18 protein-coding genes are annotated in these 18,861 nt (G+C 43.1%); 10 read left to right on the top strand and 8 right to left on the bottom strand.

Going from position 1 to position 18,861, the window contains the following annotated elements:
* The first annotated feature begins 217 nt into the window (after window positions 1-217).
* From Q4B79_RS02195 to Q4B79_RS02155, 9 genes are all read left to right on the top strand, one after another.
* Window positions 218-574, top strand: a complete 357-nt coding sequence (locus Q4B79_RS02195) for a helix-turn-helix domain-containing protein (protein ID WP_303084790.1) — start codon at window positions 218-220, stop codon at window positions 572-574.
* Window positions 575-597: 23 nt separating this feature from the next.
* Window positions 598-1,494, top strand: coding sequence for a hypothetical protein (locus tag Q4B79_RS02190; protein WP_303084789.1), 897 nt, complete (start codon window positions 598-600; stop codon window positions 1,492-1,494).
* 126 nt (window positions 1,495-1,620) lie between these two features.
* Window positions 1,621-2,997, top strand: coding sequence for an RIP metalloprotease RseP (rseP, locus tag Q4B79_RS02185; RefSeq protein ID WP_303084788.1), 1,377 nt, complete (start codon window positions 1,621-1,623; stop codon window positions 2,995-2,997).
* A 233-nt stretch (window positions 2,998-3,230) separates the two neighbouring features.
* Window positions 3,231-5,585, top strand: a complete 2,355-nt coding sequence (gene bamA, locus Q4B79_RS02180) for an outer membrane protein assembly factor BamA (protein ID WP_303084849.1) — start codon at window positions 3,231-3,233, stop codon at window positions 5,583-5,585.
* Complete coding sequence (gene lpxD, locus Q4B79_RS02175) at window positions 5,585-6,571, top strand: UDP-3-O-(3-hydroxymyristoyl)glucosamine N-acyltransferase (RefSeq protein ID WP_303084787.1); 987 nt, start codon at window positions 5,585-5,587, stop codon at window positions 6,569-6,571. The genes bamA and lpxD overlap by 1 nt, the downstream gene beginning before the upstream one ends.
* Complete coding sequence (gene fabZ, locus Q4B79_RS02170; RefSeq protein ID WP_303084786.1) at window positions 6,568-7,083, top strand: 3-hydroxyacyl-ACP dehydratase FabZ; 516 nt, start codon at window positions 6,568-6,570, stop codon at window positions 7,081-7,083. The genes lpxD and fabZ overlap by 4 nt, the downstream gene beginning before the upstream one ends.
* A 21-nt stretch (window positions 7,084-7,104) precedes the next feature.
* Window positions 7,105-7,878, top strand: coding sequence for an acyl-ACP--UDP-N-acetylglucosamine O-acyltransferase (gene lpxA, locus Q4B79_RS02165; RefSeq protein WP_303084785.1), 774 nt, complete (start codon window positions 7,105-7,107; stop codon window positions 7,876-7,878).
* Window positions 7,879-8,066: 188 nt separating this feature from the next.
* The gene (locus Q4B79_RS02160) at window positions 8,067-9,563 is read left to right on the top strand and encodes a sodium-dependent transporter (RefSeq protein ID WP_303084784.1); all 1,497 of its coding nucleotides are present in this window, start codon (window positions 8,067-8,069) and stop codon (window positions 9,561-9,563) included.
* A 10-nt stretch (window positions 9,564-9,573) separates the two neighbouring features.
* A complete protein-coding gene (locus Q4B79_RS02155) occupies window positions 9,574-9,702 on the top strand; it encodes a methionine/alanine import family NSS transporter small subunit (RefSeq protein WP_303084783.1) in 129 nt (42 codons plus the stop codon).
* A 139-nt stretch (window positions 9,703-9,841) separates the two neighbouring features.
* On the opposite strand, the gene Q4B79_RS02150 is transcribed toward Q4B79_RS02155, so the two are convergent.
* From Q4B79_RS02150 to Q4B79_RS02115, 8 genes are all read right to left on the bottom strand, one after another.
* The gene (locus Q4B79_RS02150; protein WP_303084782.1) at window positions 9,842-11,971 is read right to left on the bottom strand and encodes a cation-translocating P-type ATPase; all 2,130 of its coding nucleotides are present in this window, start codon (window positions 11,969-11,971) and stop codon (window positions 9,842-9,844) included.
* A gap of 139 nt (window positions 11,972-12,110) precedes the next feature.
* Window positions 12,111-12,686: a hypothetical protein gene (locus Q4B79_RS02145; protein WP_303084781.1), complete on the bottom strand. Its 576-nt coding sequence runs from the start codon at window positions 12,684-12,686 to the stop codon at window positions 12,111-12,113.
* A 28-nt stretch (window positions 12,687-12,714) separates the two neighbouring features.
* Entirely contained in the window at window positions 12,715-14,256 is a 1,542-nt protein-coding gene (gene ilvA / locus Q4B79_RS02140; RefSeq protein ID WP_303084780.1) for a threonine ammonia-lyase, biosynthetic, read from the bottom strand.
* A gap of 16 nt (window positions 14,257-14,272) precedes the next feature.
* Window positions 14,273-14,650, bottom strand: coding sequence for a PIN domain-containing protein (locus Q4B79_RS02135; protein WP_303084779.1), 378 nt, complete (start codon window positions 14,648-14,650; stop codon window positions 14,273-14,275).
* Window positions 14,637-14,885, bottom strand: a complete 249-nt coding sequence (locus tag Q4B79_RS02130) for a hypothetical protein (protein WP_303084778.1) — start codon at window positions 14,883-14,885, stop codon at window positions 14,637-14,639. The genes Q4B79_RS02135 and Q4B79_RS02130 overlap by 14 nt, the downstream gene beginning before the upstream one ends.
* A 27-nt stretch (window positions 14,886-14,912) precedes the next feature.
* Window positions 14,913-15,179 carry a cytoplasmic protein gene (locus Q4B79_RS02125; RefSeq protein ID WP_303084777.1) on the bottom strand — a complete coding sequence of 89 codons (267 nt, stop codon included), beginning with the start codon at window positions 15,177-15,179 and terminating at the stop codon, window positions 14,913-14,915.
* Between the two features lie 71 nt (window positions 15,180-15,250).
* Window positions 15,251-16,000, bottom strand: a complete 750-nt coding sequence (locus Q4B79_RS02120) for a YebC/PmpR family DNA-binding transcriptional regulator (protein ID WP_303084776.1) — start codon at window positions 15,998-16,000, stop codon at window positions 15,251-15,253.
* A 125-nt stretch (window positions 16,001-16,125) separates the two neighbouring features.
* Window positions 16,126-17,469 carry a Na+/H+ antiporter family protein gene (locus Q4B79_RS02115; protein WP_303084775.1) on the bottom strand — a complete coding sequence of 448 codons (1,344 nt, stop codon included), beginning with the start codon at window positions 17,467-17,469 and terminating at the stop codon, window positions 16,126-16,128.
* A gap of 184 nt (window positions 17,470-17,653) precedes the next feature.
* On the opposite strand from Q4B79_RS02115, the gene ychF reads away from it, so the two are divergent.
* On the top strand, window positions 17,654-18,745 hold the full coding sequence (gene ychF, locus Q4B79_RS02110; RefSeq protein WP_303084774.1) for a redox-regulated ATPase YchF: 1,092 nt from the start codon (window positions 17,654-17,656) through the stop codon (window positions 18,743-18,745).
* Window positions 18,746-18,861: the final 116 nt, after the last annotated feature.

The raw sequence follows: 18,861 nt of genomic DNA, 5'->3' as shown, positions 1-18,861 counted from the left end.
TTTTTATTTGAATTTTCCTTAAATTGTTGCCAAGAAAACAAAGCAATTACCAATATGATTACAGCAGAAATTTTGCCCATAGAATAGCTCCGTGAAAATTTTTGGATATTTTACAAAATTCAACTTAAAAAGCCTAGTATTCAACTTTTAAATCCCTTAAAAATCTACTTAAAATGTTGAAATATATATCAATTTCAACATAAGAAGTGGAATTAAGATGTATACAACTATTAACTATCAAGAGACCAATAAGCTAATTGGTAAAACGATTGCCAAGTATCGTCAACAAAATGGCTACACCCAAGAAAAGCTAGCGGAGCTATTGCAATTGGGGAACGAAACGGTTTCACGAATGGAAAGGGGGCTAATTATGCCCAATGTGGCTCGCCTATTGGAATTGGCGGAGATTTTTGGTTGTTCTGCATCTGATTTGCTTGGTGGTGGGAGTGTGCGTATCAATGACCACAGTCGCAGGATTGAAAATTTGTTAGCAGATTTGTCTGAAAGTGATAGGGATTTGTTAATGGATTGTATGGAGAGATTGGCAAATCGACTAAAAGAAAAAGAGAGTTGATTATTTAAAAGTGAGTAATATTAATGGAAAAAATAACACAAATTTATCAAAATTTTTTGCAAAAATTCACAGAATTAACCATTGAAATCAAAAGGCTGTCTGATGAAAATATGCAAGCTGTTCAAAATAAAAATAAAAAGTATGAAAATCAAACTATTAAAATTATTAATGAGTTTTATGCAGATTTGCATTCGTTAAGGAATTTGCAGGGTTTTCAATGGTTGCTATTGCCATTATTTTTTGTCTTTATATTTCTTGGTGTGTTTTTGACAATAAAAATTGTCCCAAAATCCATTCATTATAATAATGACTTTTTAAATATGTTACCAATGATTTTCTGGTTTCCTGCTTTTGGTGTGTATTATAAAATAATTGGTATGAATGAAAAAAACATTATTAAAAAATACAATCAACAATATAATACCCAATACCAAAATATCTATGATATTAAAGCAGACTGGCTAAAAAATAGATTTGGAAATAATTATTCTGTATATGAATTGGTTAAGAGACTTGAAGAGTGGAAAAAATATAGTGATAATTATCCTTATTTTTATCATTTTCAGTGGAAAAAATACACTTACCATTCAGAAGCAAAACCAAGAATTAATGGATTGTTGATTGCCTTGTTTTCTTTATCAGCTATTTTATTGATTAATTTTTTTAGACCAGATAACCCTGATGAGCTATTAGGGCAATTATTTGTTAATGCAATTTTTTGCATTATCTTGTTTTGTTTCATTATTGCCCCTTGCTTTTATTTGTCTTTATATATGAGGGATGTCATTGGGGTAATGTTTCGTTCGGTAATAGACTTTTTCAATCCTTATCGTTTTTCAGAAACCAAATACCAAAAGTTAATGACATTTTTGGTACAACATTTGGAAGTGGAAAGAGAAAATGTGCAAAAATCATTATAATCAAAAATTTATCGAATAAAACCAAGTGTTTTTATTCTGACGGATTAAGCTTACAATTCCCATCTTGAAAAATCATAAAAAACCTGCTTTAATAATCGGTTGATTTTCTTAAAAATTTAAAAATCTATGAACGCATTACTGATGTTTTTGGCGGCGGTTTGTGTTTTGACCCCGCTGGTTGCCTTACACGAATGGGGGCATTATATTGTTGCTCGCCTGTGTGGGGTTAAGGTTTTGACTTATTCTATTGGCATGGGTCCTAGAATTTTTGGCTGGACTTCGCCAAAAACAGGCATTGATTACCGCATTAGTGCCTTGCCTTTGGGGGGCTATGTCAAAATGCTGGACGAGCGAGAAGGCGAAGTGGCTGAAAATGAACGCCATTTAGCCTTTAATAACGCCCACCCCCTTAAAAAAATCGCCATCGTCATCGCAGGTCCTGTGATGAATTTTATCATCGCCATTGGGCTGTTTTTTGTGATTTTTTTAAATCCAAGTGAACAGCTTAATACTCGTATTGGTAAAGTTGCCGAACCAGCGGTTGCAAGTGGACTTGTGGTGGGCGATAAAATCGTGGCGGTGGACGGTAAGGAAGTGGACACTTGGCAGGGGGTATTTTATGCCCTTGCTGACCGTCAAGGCGAGACAGGAGAAGTTGAAATTAAAGTATTAAAAAATAATGACTTAAATAATCAACTTGCGGTTAATTTGCCCATTAACAACTTTTTACAAGGCGATGACAAAAACAAAGACCCCCTAACCGTGCTTGGCATTGGTGCATGGGAGCCTGTCATTAACCCTGTGATTGGCGAGCTGACCCCTGATGGGGCAGGGGCATTGATGGGCTTAAAGGCGGGCGATAAACTTATCAAGATTAATGATACGCCCATCGCCACTTGGCAGGACGCTACCGAAATTATTAGAAAAAACCCTGAAAAAATGTTACAATTTAGCGTTTTGCGAGATGGTAGCGAGTTGACACTTGGCATTATGCCACAAGGCAAAGCAGTCAAGGGCAGTCGTGAAAAAGTGGGGCAAATTGGAGCAATAGTGGCAAATCACGATAAAATTGCCGTGCCTGACGATTATAAAACCGTGATTAACCGTACACCGAGTGAAGCGATCATGGCTTCCTTGACTCGCACTTATGACTTATCTGTCATGACCTTAAAATCAATGGGTAAAATGCTCTCAGGTTTAATCGGTCTTGAAAATTTGTCAGGTCCGATTACCATCGCTGATGTGTCCAAGCAAAGTTTTGAGATGGGGTTTTTGACCGTGCTGTCCACCACTGCGTTGATTAGCCTGTCTTTGGCGGTGCTAAATTTGCTGCCCATTCCTGTGCTTGACGGTGGTCATATTTTGTATGCTCTTTATGAGCTGATTGTTGGTAAGCCCTTATCTGAACGAGTGCAAATCATGGGGCTAAATATCGGCATGGTGGCGATGCTGGGGCTGATGTTACTGGCAATTAGCAATGACATTACACGATTTTTCGGTTAGGCGTGATTTGGCAAGAATTGCGTAACAATGCAAGAATTTTTTCGAAAAAATGAGAATTTTGCTTGCCAAAATCACTTTTTTAGCTTAACTTACACCATATGAAAACACAGCATTTCACAACTTCACATCAATCACGCAGTTGTGGCGACAAATGACAATTTTATGATTTTGAGTAAAGGGTTATGCGTACTTCTTTTTTGACAAAAATTTTAGCAGTGTCGGTAGCGACATGTATGACAGCAAATGCCTATGCTGAGGTGGTGAGGGCGATTGACTTTGCAGGGTTTAGCCGACTGACCCCCCAAAGTGTGCGTATGGCGTTACCTTTGGAGGTGGGTAGCGAGCTAAATAGTGAGACATTGGCAGATAGCATTCGTGCCTTGTATGCCACCGAGCAGTTTTCAAATGTGCAAGCAGATGTGCAAGATGGCAGAGTGGTGTTTTATGTAGTAGAACGCCCCATCATCGCCGAGCTAAATTTTGATGGCAATAAGCTCATCCCTAATGATGGTCTAAAACAAGGCTTGGAGAGTGCAGGGCTCATGGTTGGTGGTGTTTTAAAACAATCTACTGTCCAAAGCCTAGAAAACGAGCTTGAAAATCAATACATCTCGCAAGGTTACTATAACATTGATGTTGAAGTAAAGCAGACCGAGCTTGATGGCAACCGTGTGAAGTTGGATATTAATTTTACCGAAGGTAAGCCTGCCAAAGTGGTGGATATTAATATCATCGGTAATGAGTTTTTTAGTGATGATGACCTAAAAGATGAATTTGTTCTAAAAGACAAAAAGCTAAATCCCTTATCTCGCTCTAATCGCTATACCCAAGAAAAACTCAATGCTAGCCTTGAAAACCTAAAAGCCAAGTACCTAAATGAAGGTTTTGTGCGATTTAGTGTGGATAATGCCACTCTAAACATCGATGATGAAAAACAAAAGGTGTTTATTGAGGCGAGTATTAGCGAGGGTAAGCAGTACAAGTTTGGTAAAACCCAATTTTTGGGCAATCCTACTTATAAGAGCGAAGAGCTGGCTGAGTTGATTGAGTTCAAGGAAGGGCAAACATATTCTCAAAAAGACCTAGATGCAACCAGTGCCAAGATTGGTGCGAAATTTGGCGATGATGGTTATTATTACGCCCAAATTCGTCCTATCTCACGCATTAATGATGAAACATTGACGGTGGATGTGGATTATTATATTGACCCAGCTCGCCCTGTCTATGTTCGTCATATTAATTTTACGGGTAACCTAAAAACCAAAGATGAAGTCTTACGCCGTGAGATGCGTCAGCTTGAAGGGGCGTTGACTTCTGCCCAAAAAATCCAGCTGTCTCGTGCACGCCTCATGCGTACAGGATTTTTTAAGGACGTGCAAGTCGATGTTAAGCCTGTACCAAACAGTCCCGACCAAGTAGATGTCAATTATATCGTGGAGGAGCAACCGTCAGGTTCTTCAACCATTGCCGCAGGTTATTCACAAAGCGGTGGTATGACATTCCAAGTGGATTTGTCGCAATCAAACTTCATGGGTACGGGCAACAAAGCCAATATTTCATTTAGCCGTTCTGAGACACGTGATAATTATAGCTTGGGCATGACCGACCCTTACTTTACGGTCAATGGCGTATCTCAGAGTGTAAATGCTTATTATCGAAAAACCAAATACGATGACAAAAACATCTCAAATTATGTGCTTGACTCGTATGGGGCAAGTCTGATTTATGGTTATCCTATTGACGAAAAACAACGCATCAGCGGTGGTTTTACCTTAGATAAAACCAAAGTGCGTGGCGGTCCTTATATGGGTATTGCCAATGTCAAGCAGTTATTAGAAGATGGTGGCAGCATCGACCGTAATGGCACAACTGATTTTAATGATGATAGTTTTGCACATGACTATGCCACTTATGGTGGTGTATTGGGTTGGAGCTATTCAAGTCTTGACAGACCTGTATTTCCCACCAAAGGGATAAGCCATAATGTTGACCTAAATTTAGGCTTTGGCGATCAAACCTACCAAAAACTAACCTACCGCACCAACGCCTACTACCCACTTTGGAAGGGTATGGTACTACGTGGTCATGCTCGTTTGGGTTATGGCAATAATCTGCCATTTTATGAAAACTTCTATGCAGGGGGCTATGGTTCGGTGCGTGGCTTTGAGGCATCAAGTTTAGGTCCACAATCACAAGCCTATACCTACTTGGCGAATGGTCGTCGTACTGTGCGTGGTGCAGAGATGGGCGGTAATGCCGTTGCTACTTTTGGGACTGAGCTGATTTTGCCTGTGCCATTTAAGGGAGATTGGGCTGATCAAATACGCCCTGTGATTTTCTTTGATGCAGGTCAGGTATTTGACACCACTAAATTAGACACAGAAACCATTAATATGCCTAATCTTGGCATAGCTTATGACAACCTAACCTACGTTGAACAAGACAAAGAACTTCGTTATAGTGCAGGCGTGGGCGTAACGTGGTACACGCCAATCGGTCCTATCTCCATCAGTTATGCCAAGCCACTAAATAATAAGGATAACGACCAAGTAGAAAACGTCCAATTCCAAATCGGTAGCGTATTTTAATGGCTGAATTATCCCAAATCATCAACGCCATTGAGCTTTGCCAAACGGTTGTCAATAAATCCGAGTTAGTAAATGCTACTTGCTTAGTCAATCGTGTGGCGGATTTGGCGATGGCAGATGGGCACAGTTTGGCGTTTTTGGCAAAGGGCAAATATTTGCCTGAATTGGCAAACACACAAGCAGGCGTGGTGCTGATTTCCGAGCGGTTTGCACATGATTTGCCAAATTTGCCAAACACCGTGATTGTCATTGTCAAAGATGCCTATTTGGCGTATGCGTCCGTGAGTGGGTTATTTGCTTATCAAACCACCCCCCAAATTCACCCCACCGCCATCATTGCTCCCACCGCCAAGATTGGCAAAAATCCGAGCATTGGGGCGTATGCGGTCATTGGTGAGTTTGTAGAGATTGGCGATGATTGTAAGATTGATAGTCATGTCATCATTCACCATCACTCGATACTTGGTGATGACGTGCAAATCCATGCTCATGCCAGTATTGGGGCAGAGGGTTTTGGCTTTGCTCCCAAAATGGGGGCAGAGGGCTTGGCATGGCAAAAAATCCATCAGCTTGGCAAAGTCATCATCGGTAGCCGTGTCCGTATCGGTGCAAATACCTGCGTGGACAGAGGAGCGGTGGGCGATACGGTCATTGGCGATGATGTGATTATTGATAACCTAGTCCAAATCGCCCATAATGTCCACATCGGACGTGGCACAGCGATTGCGTCCATGACAGGTGTGGCGGGTAGTACGCACATTGGGGCGAATTGTATCATTGGTGGTGGTGTAGGCATTGCAGGACATTTGACCATTGCCGATGGCGTAACGCTGACAGGGCGGACGTTTGTCGCTCAAAGCATTGATAAAGCAGGCTCATATTCATCAGGGACGGTGGCGATGCCAACGAGTGATTGGCAACGAGCAACCATTAAGTTTCGTCATTCTGGACAAAAACAATCATTCAAATCTAGGAACACCCAATGAGTAACAGTATTTTAGACCTTAATTTAATGAGTGAGCAAGACCACGCACGCCTTGCTGAGCAAAATTTAACTTTGCCATTTCATTATGACGTGATTAAGCGTTATTTGCCACACCGTTATCCTTTTATGCTCATTGATCGAGTTACTGCCGTTTCAGCAGATAACTGGATTACAGGTTATAAAAACATTACCATTAACGAAGAGCTATTTAACGGACATTTTCCTGACAACCCTGTCATGCCGGGCGTGCTGATGGTGGAGGCGATGGCACAGCTTTCTGGCATTTTGGGCTTTGTGAGTGCAGGGCAATCGAGTGAGGATGGTTATTTGTATCTGTTTGCAGGTGTGGATAAGGTGCGTTTTAAAAAACTTGTCAGCACAGGCGACACGCTCGTCATTCGCTCAAAGCTCGTTACCGCCAAGCGTGAAATTTATAAATTTGAATGCACCGCCCATGTCGATGACAAATTGGCGTGTAGTGCTGAGATTATGATTGCTCGCCAAAAGATTTAATTGGGTAAATTTGGATAAGCTATGAACATTCACCCTACCGCCATCATTGACCCAACCGCAACCATCGACCCCACCGCCACGATTGGGGCATATTGTATCGTGGGTAAAAACAGCACGATTGGCGAGGACACCATTTTAAAATCCCATGTCATCATTGGCGATAATACCACCATCGGCAAACGCAACGAAATTTTTCAGTTTGCCAGCATTGGCGAAGTGCCACAAGACTTAAAATTCAAAGGCGAAACCACCTACTTAGAAGTGGGCGATGACAACCGCATTCGTGAGTCTTGCACGTTTCATCGTGGCACGGCAGATGGGGGTAATCTTACCAAGATTGGCAATGGCAACCTATTTATGGTAAATACCCACATCGCCCATGATTGCATGATTGGCAATCATAATATTTTTGCCAACAACGTGGGTGTGGCAGGTCATGCTCATGTTGGTAATTATGTGATTGTTGGTGGGCAGTCAGGCGTACATCAGTTTTGTCGCATTGATGATTATGCGATGGTGGGTGGGGCGAGTTTGATTTTAAAAGATGTCTGTGCCTTTACTACGGTGTCTGGCAACCCTGCCAAAGTACACGGCATGAACAAAGAAGGCATGAGACGCAAAGGGTGGAGCCAAGAAACCATCGCCAAACTTGATGAGGCTTATGATTTGGTGTTTCGCTCTGGCAAAATCAAGGCAGACGTATTGGCGAGCCTTGCTGACATGGTGGCGGACGAACCAAAAATTCAGCTTTTTATTGATTCTTTGACAAATAGCCAGCGTGGTTTGATTCGCTAAAATATCCATAAAGTTATCAATGAATTATCAACCCATAAAATCATTTTATGGGTTTTGCTTTTTTGGGCTTGACTTTTTTGATTAAGTCAATCAAACTATGCTGACAGGATTGTTTTTAAAATTTGCCATGATTTTTTTGGTAAATGGCAGTTCTTAACTAAAACACGACAAACACGAAAGGAAAAAACATGAGTACAGAACGTGAAAGTTGGTCGGCTCGGTCAGGATTTATCTTGGCGGCGATTGGGTCGGCAGTGGGGCTTGGAAACATTTGGCGCTTCCCTTATGTCGCTTATGAAAATGGTGGTGGGGCATTCTTTTTGCCTTATTTGGTTGCACTTTTGACGGCGGGTTTTCCCTTGCTGTTTTTGGACTATATCGTGGGGCAAAAATATAAAGGTGCTCCGCCCACCGCTTATCGCCGTTTGGTTAAATCCGCCGAAGGCATTGGCTGGTGGCAGGTGGCGGTATGTACCGTCATCGGTATTTATTATGCATCCGTACTAAGCTGGGCGGGTAACTACACCATTTTTGCTCTTGACCAATCTTGGGGCGATGACCCAAAAACTTTCTTTTTAAGCCAATATTTGCAAATGGCGAGTGCGGTTGAGTTCACTTATCTGCCAAACTTATTCATCGGCTTGGTGGTGGTATGGGCTTTGGTGCTGCTCATCATGTATGGCGGTATCAAAAAGGGTGTGGAGCTTTGCAACAAAATCTTTATCCCTTTGCTCATCGTGATGTTTGGTATCATGGTTGCCAAAGCGGTATCATTGGAGGGTGCGTCGCTGGGCTTGGACGGCTTTTTTAAGCCAGATTGGTCAGGTCTTGCCAGTTCCAAAGTATGGCTTGCTGCCTATGGACATGTGTTTTTCTCGATGTCAATTGGCTTTGGTATCATGGTAACTTACGCCTCCTACCTTAAAAAGAATGCCAACTTGACAGGTTCAGGCTTGGTGGTGGGCTTTGCCAACTCGTCCTTTGAGCTGCTTGCTGGTATTGGTATCTTTTCTGCCATTGGCTTTATGGCACATACGCAAGGTGTGGGTATCAAAGACGTGGCAGCAGGCGGACCTGGTCTTGCCTTTATGGTGTTTCCAAAAATCATCTCCACGATGGGGGGTGTGGGCAATCTAGTTGGTTTCTTGTTCTTTGCCTCGCTGTTTGTGGCGGGCGTTACGTCCATGGCAAGTATCCTACAAGTGCCAATCAGTGCCGTGCAGGATAAATTCGGCTGGTCCAAAAACAAAGCCGTGACCATTGTCGGTGGGGGTAGTGCCATCATCTCAATCATCCTATTCTCAACCACCAGTGCACTCATTTTGGTGGACATCATCGACCATTTTGCCAACAATATCGGCATTGTGTTTGGGGCGATTTTGTCAATCATCTGGGTAACATGGGTACACCGTAGCCTACTACCAAAACTCATTGAGCATAACAACCGTATTTCAAGCATCAAACTTGGCAAAGGTTGGGCGTTTATGCTGACGGTGATTACGCCTGTATCACTCATCGTAACTTTGTCTTTGTCGCTTGTGGAATTGTTTCAAAAGAACTACGAGGGCTATACCACAGGCACGCTACTGGTGTTTGGTTGGGGTGTGGTGGCTCTGTTTGCGTTGTCGGCACTTGTGTTGCCACGCATCAAGAGCCATCCAAACCATGATGGTAAAAATAAATAAGGAGAATCGTATGAGTGGTAGTGCACTAGTCGTCATGCTGGTTGCGATGGTATTGATTTGGGGTGGGCTGATTTTTTCAACGCTCCATCTCATCAAAAATCCTGACATTGACATCAGCAAAATTTCAGATGACCTTTAAGTAGTCAAAAAACGGTAACAATGGTTGCCGTTTTTTTTGGGTAAAATTTATTTAACATAATCCTAATGATTTTTTAAATGCTCAACTGCAAAACATCAGTGCATGGAATAACTTGACAAAATGGGGGTACTGCGTTGTGTCATGAAGTGTCTTTTAGGTTAACCCTTTGTAATCTTAGGGCGTTTGCCAGTACCGACAGCGAGCTTAGTGTCATGGCAAGGCTGGCAAACATGGGATTTAGCACGCCCATCATGGCAAGCGGTATGCCGATGATGTTGTAAATAAAGGCAAAAAACAAGTTTTGTTTGATGTTCGTCATGGTCATTTTGGCGATTTTGTAGGCGTAATAAATGGTTGTGGCATCGCCTGAGGGGGTCAGCAATCTGACGTTGGCAGATCCTGTTGCGACATCGGTGGCTTCGCTAACCGCCATACCGATGTCGGCATGCGTCATGGCAAGTGCATCATTAATGCCGTCGCCTATCATGGCAGTTTTGTGATGAATTTGTAATTCTTTGATTTTGTTGGCTTTATCTTGTGGACTAAGCTCGCCAAAGCCGACCACGCCCAGCTTTTTTGCCACATCATCGACCACGCTTTGACGGTCGCCACTTAGAATGATGGGATAAATTCCCTCTGATTTTAGGTGGTGTATGAGCGTATTGGCACTGGATTTTAGGGTGTCGGAGAGGGCGATAACACCGATGGGTTGGTTGTTTAGGGAGACAAATATCAAACTGGCGGTGGGGTGTGCTTTACTAAACTCTCCAAAATCAGTAGGAGCATTCGCAAAATCCGCTGTCCCTGCCTTGATGGTGCCTATATCCTGAATGTCCCCTTGCATGCCAAGCCCTGACACACTTGTGATGTTCGTGATATTAAATGTGGTAGTGGGTTTGGTGTATTGGCAGATGGCAAGTGCTAGGGGGTGATTACTGTGGCTTTCTAGGCTTGCAACCATATCCAAAAACAGCGTTTGATTGATGGTGGTGTGTATGTCGACCACCGATGGCTTGCCTTGTGTGAGTGTACCTGTTTTGTCAAATGCCATGATTTTGATTTGACCTGCCATCTCTAATGTGCTAGCGTCCAGAAATTGCACCCCATGACGACTTGCCACGCCCATGCCTGCCATGATTGCAGTTGGTGTGGCAAGACCCAATGCACATGGACAGGCGATGACTAGCACCGCAGCCGCCCTCATAAGAGCGGCATTAACTTCGCCTAGTAGGTACAGATTACCCAAAAAAGTCAGCAAAGAGAGTGTCATTACTATTGGTACAAAAATACCAGCCACACGGTCAGCAAGTCGTGAAATGGGAGCTTTTGTGCCTTGTGCGTGGGCTAGTGCTTGGGTCATTTGTCCTAAGGCGGTTTTATCGCCTGTGGCACATGCTTGGTAAATGATACTGCCATCTACCACCATACTGCCTGCTAGCACCGTATTGCCGATGTTTTTGGGAAGATAATGACTTTCGCCTGTCAGGTGTGCTTGTGTGATGTCGCCATGCCCGCCAATCACAATGCCATCAACAGCGATTTTATCGCCATGCTTCGCTTGCAAGATGTCATTAATTTGTATGTTAGATAGAGGCGTACTAATCCAAGTATCCCCTTCTTTTTTGGGGACGGTTTGGGGGAGCAGTTGCATGAGTTTGTGTAGGGCGTTTAAACTACCTGTTTTGGTACGGTGTTCGAGGTATTTGCCAAGACTGACGAAAGTTAAAATCATCACGCTTGCCTCAAAATACACATGTTCGCCATGTTGCCATGCATAGACCGAATACGCCCAAATTGCACTCGTGCCAAGTACCACCAGCATGTCCATACCCAACAAGCCGCCACGCACACTCGCCCATGCCCCTTGATAAAAGTGCCGGCCTAGACCAAATTGAGCGATGCTTGCCAGCATAAACTGCACCCAATTAGGAGGCATAAGTGCATGCGTACCAAACATCATGCCAACCATGCCGAGCCAAAAAGGGGTAGAGAGTACGGCGAGTGCAATGAGATGGTAGGGGAGGTTTTGATGATTAGTTTCTTGATTTTGTGCGGTATTTTTTATGATTTGTCCTGTAAATCCTGTCTTTTTTATCCAAGTTAAAACCTCTTCATCGCTGACAGCCTCATTTAAATCAAGCGATAAGGTTTCGGTGGCAAAATTCACCTGTGCCAGTTGCACGCTGGGCTTTTTGTTTAATACCTTTTCTAGGCGAGTGGCACAGGCCTGACAGGTCATGCCTGTGATTTTTATGGTGTGTGTGGGCATGATTTGGCTCTTTTAATAAGACAAAACGTGATTTATTATAATCTCTACTATCTGTGGGTAAAAGATAAATTATCAACGACTGTTTGACAGAAAATGATAAGGTTTGATGAATTATCAAGAGATATTTTTGCGGTAAATCTCATTTGGTGCTTTGTGAAATTTTTTCTTGTAAAGCATTAACCCATGCTCGTGTTTCTGGAGTTTTTACGGGAAATGGGTTAAATTCCCTTTGATAATTACTGGCATCTGCCCAACTGATAAATCTGACTTTATCGCCTAATATGGTAGGATTGATAAAATTCAATTCCACAACATTATTTTTGATGGAAAAAAACGAATAGCGATAGGTAACAGATTGGATATTTGAATATTCTATTGTTTCACTAATCTTACCATTTCTGATAAATAAACCGTTTTCCACTTCTTTTACTTCTTCGGCAAGGATTAAGATGTTTTCTTTCATATACTTAAAAGTCATCATATGAAAGGCAATTATTCCAATGATAAAGATAAAAAATATGATTGATGAATTTGTTGACATTGATAAAGCAGTTAAAGCAAAAATACTAATAAAAGCTATGCCAATCACATACATTATTTTATATTGTAATTTATAAAAATAAACCGTATCACTGGCAATGCTTTTTGGAATTAAAGTCATATTTTCCCACAATTCAAAAATTAGGATAATCTTAAGGTGCGTACCACGCACCATTTACGCACCTTTATTTTTTCTCTATGCTTTATTTCAAAAACACCCCATAACCTACATTCTCACTTAAATCTTCACAATAATAACCAATGTCATTTAAAGCGTCCACAATTTGCCGTGACGAATGGGCAGTGGCTTGTAAACCAACCAGCACCCGCCCTTCGGCGGCGCCATGATTGCGATAGTGAAACAGCGTGATGTTAAAGTCTTGCCCGAGTTTTTCTAGGAAGTTTAATAGGGCGTTGGGGCGTTCTGGGAACATCACACGGAACAGTTTTTCATCCGTCAAGCGACCGTGTCCGCCAATCAGATAGCGAATGTGCGTCTTGCTCGCTTCATCGTCCGTCAAATCGTGTGCGGTGTAGCCCCCTCTATCCAAAATGTCCATCAGTGTGGTGCGTTCTCCTTGCCCGTCTTTTAACCCAATGCCCACAAAGACATTGGCAACGCTTGGGTCTGTGGCGTCCAGTCGGTAGTTAAATTCGGTGATGTTACGCCCTTGCAAAGTGCGACAAAAGTCCAAAAACGCCCCTGTTTTTTCAGGCAATCGCACCGCAAAAATCGCTTCTTTGTTTTCGCCAATCTCGGTGCGTTCGGCAACATAACGCAGGCGGTCAAAGTTCATGTTTGCCCCTGAGATGATGGCGACACAATTTTTACCAGTCAAGTTATTGTTTTTAATAAACTTTTTCATACCTGCAACGGATAACGCCCCTGCCGTTTCTACAATGGCTCGGTTTTCATCAAAAATGTCCTTAATAGACGCACAAATTTCGTCATTGGTGCAGGTAACGACTTCTGGCTCGATGAGTATGCCTGAGTTGTCAGATTTTTGTAAGTTAATGATTTCAAAGGGGGTTTTGCCAATTTCTGCCACCGCCACGCCGTCCGCAAAAATTGATACTTGGGGCAGACGAACAGGTTTACCAGCTTCTAAGGCGGCTTTTAGGCAAGCTGCCCCCTCTGGCTCAACCGCCACCACCTTGACATGGGGGGCGATTTCCCCCAAAAAGGCGGATATACCTGCCAGTAAGCCACCACCTCCACATGCCACAAAGACATAGTCTACTTCTCGCCATTGCTGTAAAACTTCCGCCCCAATCGTGCCTTGCCCTGCAATGACAAGGGGGTCATCGTAGGGGGCGATGTAGGTCATACCGTCCGTTTGGGCTTTGTTAATGGCAAAGCGGTTGGCTTCGTCAAAACTGTCGCCGTGTAGCAAGACTTCTCCGCCTAAGCGTTTGACGGCCCCCACTTTGATGTCGGGTGTGGTTTTGGGCATAACAATCAGGTTTTTTAGCCCCAATTTGTTTGCCGAAAACGCCACGCCCTGTGCGTGATTGCCCGCAGACGCACAGATGACGCCTGCTTGTTTTTCGGTTTGTGATAATTGGCTGATTTTGTTGTACGCCCCACGCAATTTAAAGCTAAACACAGGCTGTAAATCTTCTCGTTTTAGGCGAATGTCATTGCCAAGTTTGGCGGAGAGTTTATGGGCTTTGTCAAGCGGAGTGTTGATGGCAACTTCATAAACGGTGGCTTGCAAAATGGCACGGATATGGGGGGTTAGCATAGTTTTTTTCCTAATTTTAATTGGCAATTTCTTTTTGGTATTTGTTTATTAAACCCGTATCAAGGCTTAATAATTCTAAATTGTGGGTTAATGCGGTTGCCAATACAATCGCATCAGGTAATTTGATTTTATGGCGTTTTCTTAATTCAATGACGGTGTTTTCTATGGTTCTGTCTATGGGTAAATTGGTTAAATTATCCAATAATTTTTCAAGGTTTTTGGCATTATGTTCTGTCAAATCGCCAAACCCCAAGACTTCCATACGATTGATTGGATTAATTGCACACAAAGCTAAATCAATATTATTGCTTTTAATGGTTTGAATAACGCCTTGATGACCATTATAAAGTTCAATAATAAAACAAGTGTCTAATAAATATTTAATCCCACTCATCACGCAATGCCTTTTGAATTGCCAATCCATCGCCAATTGGGGTGCGATTGTCAAATTGTTCAATAAACTCTATTAAAGAAATGCTCTTTTTGGGTTCTTCTTTTGGCTTCGCAAAAGATTGTAAGGCTTTTTCATAAGCACTTAGGGTAATAAAATCTTGAATGCTTTGTCCATTTTTATGAGCGACTTGTTCAATCACTTGGACGGTTTGTGGGGGTAGGTCTAGGATTATCATTGGATTTCCTTTTTGGTAAACAATTTTCTAAAACCAATAGTCTTGCATTGCTTTTAATAACTCATCAGAAATAGGATGATTAAAATCGCTTGGCAAAACACTGTCAATGCCACAAATTGGGCAAGTGGCGGTATTGCCATCATCCACCCAATCATAGTCTTGAATGTTTTTATAATCAAAACGAGACAAACAAGAAAAACACACACATTCAAAACTGTCTCTTAATAAATCACGATGATAGCTGGATAATTTGTGTAATGCTCGCAAATCAGATTTTAAATAAGGTTGCATCATAAATTTAATGAATTAAAAACAAAAATTGGATATGACACTTCTGCCATATCCAAAAAAGCACGACAGGCAAATCAAGCGTCAAGCTGTGCCATCACTTCATCGCTAAAATTGACATTGGTATAGACTTCTTGGACATCGTCCAAATCTTCTAGCATATCAATCATTTTTAGCACTTTTTGGGCGTCATCAATATTATCAATGTCCGCAGTTGTGGAAGGCGACATGGTTACTTCGGCATTGTCTGCTTTTAGCCCTGCTTCTGCGAGTGCGTCCACCACCACTCCAAAGTCATTGGGTTCGGTAATCACAAGCAAGCTCTCGCCATCATTTTCAATGTCGCTTGCCCCTGCCTCCAAAGCAACTTCCATCACTTTGTCTTCTAGGCTCACATCATTAAAAATAATCTCGCCTCGTTTGCTAAATAAATACGCCACCGAGCCACTTGTTCCAAGATTGCCACCGTGTTTGCTAAATGCGTGGCGAACTTCGCCAACGGTGCGATTGACGTTGTCGGTCATCGTCTCAACAATCACCGCCACACCGCCGACGCCATAGCCTTCGTAGGTGATTTCTTGAACATTGTCGCCCTCGCCACCGCCTTGCCCACGCTCAATGGCACGCTTGATGACATCTTTGGTCATATTGGCGGCGTTGGCTTTTTCTAGCACGGCACGCAGACGGGGGTTGTTCGCTGGGTCTGGGTCTCCGCCCTTAGAGGCGGAGACGATTTCACGGATAATTTTGGTAAAAATTTTGCCCTTTGCGGCATCTTGTTTGGCTTTGCGATGTTTAATATTCGCCCACTTGGAATGACCTGCCATAAATATACCTTAAAATTTAATGTGTTAATCAAGATTGTCGGTGTTTGACATGACTTGATATTATACAATTTTTGTAGCGATTTGCCAAAATATTTTCATTGGGTTTGGTTGTTTGTGATGGATTCTCAAAGCACCATCGAGGCAATCCACCCAAACACAATCAAAGGAATATTATAATGAATAAAAGTCGGAATCACACTGTCTTTGATGTGGTCGTGCTGACCGTCCATGTTAAGCCCCATTGTCGGTCCAAGTGTCGAGTCAGAAGCAGGCGAACCTGCGTCCCCCAGCACACCTGCCGTCGCCACCAGAGCAAGGGTTGCCATCGGACTAAATCCCATCGCCATACATAGTGGCACATAGATGGTGGCAATAATCGGCACGGTAGAAAAAGATGAACCAATCCCCATCGTTACCACCAGTCCCACAATCAGCATGGCAAGGCTTGCCAACGCCTTATTTCCCCCAAACACTTCCACCGCAGACGACACCAAAGGCTCGATATGCCCTGTGGCCTTCATCACTTCGGCAAAACCCTGAGCACTAATCATGATAAAGCCAATCATCGCCATCATCTTGATACCATCATTAAAGACATCGTCCGCCTTATTCCAACCGACTACGCCTGTCGCCATAAAAATCGCAAAGCCAGAGAGTGAGCCTAATATCAAAGAATCCGTTTTTAGCTGAATGACAAACGCCACGATGATGGCGATGAGCGTTACTGCGATTTTAAAGCCTATTTTGTCATCACGAGCTTGGGGCGTGTCATCTGACTTGATGGCGAGCGTTTTGGTGTTGTCATACTCTCTGGGTTTGCGATAACTGACAAATACCGCTGTTAATAGCCCTAAAAGCATGCCCAAAGCAGGGATTGCCATTGCTTTTACCACCGAAATGCCAGAGGTATCAAGCCCTGATTTGGCAAGGTTTGCCATGATGATTTCGTTTAAAAAGATATCGCCAAAGCCATAAGGGATAAACATATAAGTATTAACCAGTCCAAAGGTCAAAAGGCACGTAATCAGCCGTCTATCCACTTTTAATTCATTAAACACCGTCAATAGTGGCGGAATGAGTAGTAAAATAAAAGCAATGTGAATGGGAATGAGGTTTTGGCTAAGGCAGGCAAACAGCACGATGATGGCAAATACCGCCCATTTTACCCCACCGCTTTTGGCATTTTTGACCGACACAATCACTTTATCGGACAGAGCCTTTGGCACACCAGAATGAGCAATCGCCATCGCAAACGCCCCCAGCATGGCATAAGATAAGGCAATGCCCGCTCCGCCCTTGATGCCGTTTTGAAAATGGGTCAGCGTCCCCACCGTCTCGCCTGCGTCTGTCAGTGGCAAACCAGCCAACAATCCGCCCACGACCGCCCCCACGATGAGACTAAGCACCACATGCACTCGTGCCAAAGATAGTCCTACCATGACGATGACCGCCAATAATACTGCGTTCATTTTATACCTTTTATGATTGATAAAACGGAGTGAATTATACCCCATTTTTTACAAAAATACACAAAGTAAAAACTTTTTAGCATGATTTTGCCATCGCTTAGCATCACACGCATGATTTGCCTTAATTTGCGTGTGAAAATCTGCTATAATAAACAGTTCAACTTGAAAATTAAGAGAGATTTTTATGGGTTTTAATTGTGGTATTGTCGGACTTCCCAATGTGGGTAAATCCACCCTTTTTAACGCACTCACCAAAGCAGGCATCGCCGCCGAAAACTTCCCCTTTTGCACCAAAGACCCCAACACAGGCATTGTGCCTGTGCCTGACCCACGCCTAAAACAATTAGCCGAAATCGTGGGGCCTGAACGAGTGATTCCCACCAGTATGGAATTTGTGGACATTGCAGGGCTTGTCGCTGGGGCGAGTAAGGGCGAAGGTATGGGCAACCAGTTTCTTGCCAACATTCGTGAAACGGACGCCATCGCCCATGTCGTGCGGTGCTTTGATGATGACAATGTCATTCACGTGGACGGACGGGTCAATCCCTTGTCAGACATTGAAACCATCAACACCGAGCTTGCGTTGGCAGACTTAGAAGCCGTAACCCGTGCCATTACCAATGTGGGCAAAAAAGCCAAAGGGGGCGACAAAGAAGCCAAAGCCATGCTTGATGTATTCCAAAAAATTGAGCCGTTTTTGGCGGACGGCAAACCTGCACGAATGGCAGATCTAGATGATGATGAGAAAAAACTCATCAAATCGTACGGACTAATTACCTTAAAGCCTGTGATGTACATTGCCAATGTGAGCGAAGACGGCTTTGAAAACAACCCCCACCTAGATGCGGTGCGTGAATTTGCCAAAGGCGATAACGCCATTGTCGTGCCATTGTGCAATCAATTAGAATCAGAAATCGCCCAGCTTGACGAAGACGAAAAGGCAGAGTTTTTGGAAAGTTTGGGAATGGCGGAAGCTGGCTTGGATAGGGTTATCCGTGCAGGTTATGAACTTCTAAAAATGCAAACCTACTTTACCGCAGGGGTCAAAGAAGTGCGGGCGTGGACGGTGCCTGTTGGGGCGACCGCACCACAGGCGGCAGGGGTTATTCATACCGATTTTGAGCGGGGCTTTATCCGTGCCGAAGTGATTGCCTTTGATGACTTTATTGAATATAAAGGCGAAAAAGGGGCAAGCTCGGCGGGCAAATCTCGCCTAGAAGGCAAAACTTATGTGGTGCAAGATGGCGATGTGATGCATTTTCGTTTCAATGTGTAAAATGTACCAATAACACCCATCTTAACCTAATATAAGCATTTGATTTTAAAGGGGTAAATTGCAAAATTTCCCCTTTAAGCCCAAAATTAACATCAGCATTATCAATCATTCACAAT

This window comes from Moraxella sp., from assembly GCF_030525845.1.
In the GTDB taxonomy this organism is placed as follows: Bacteria; Pseudomonadota; Gammaproteobacteria; order Pseudomonadales; family Moraxellaceae; genus Moraxella.
The sequence above is the reverse complement of the archived record's forward strand: the minus strand, read 5'-3'. Positions and strand labels throughout refer to the sequence as shown.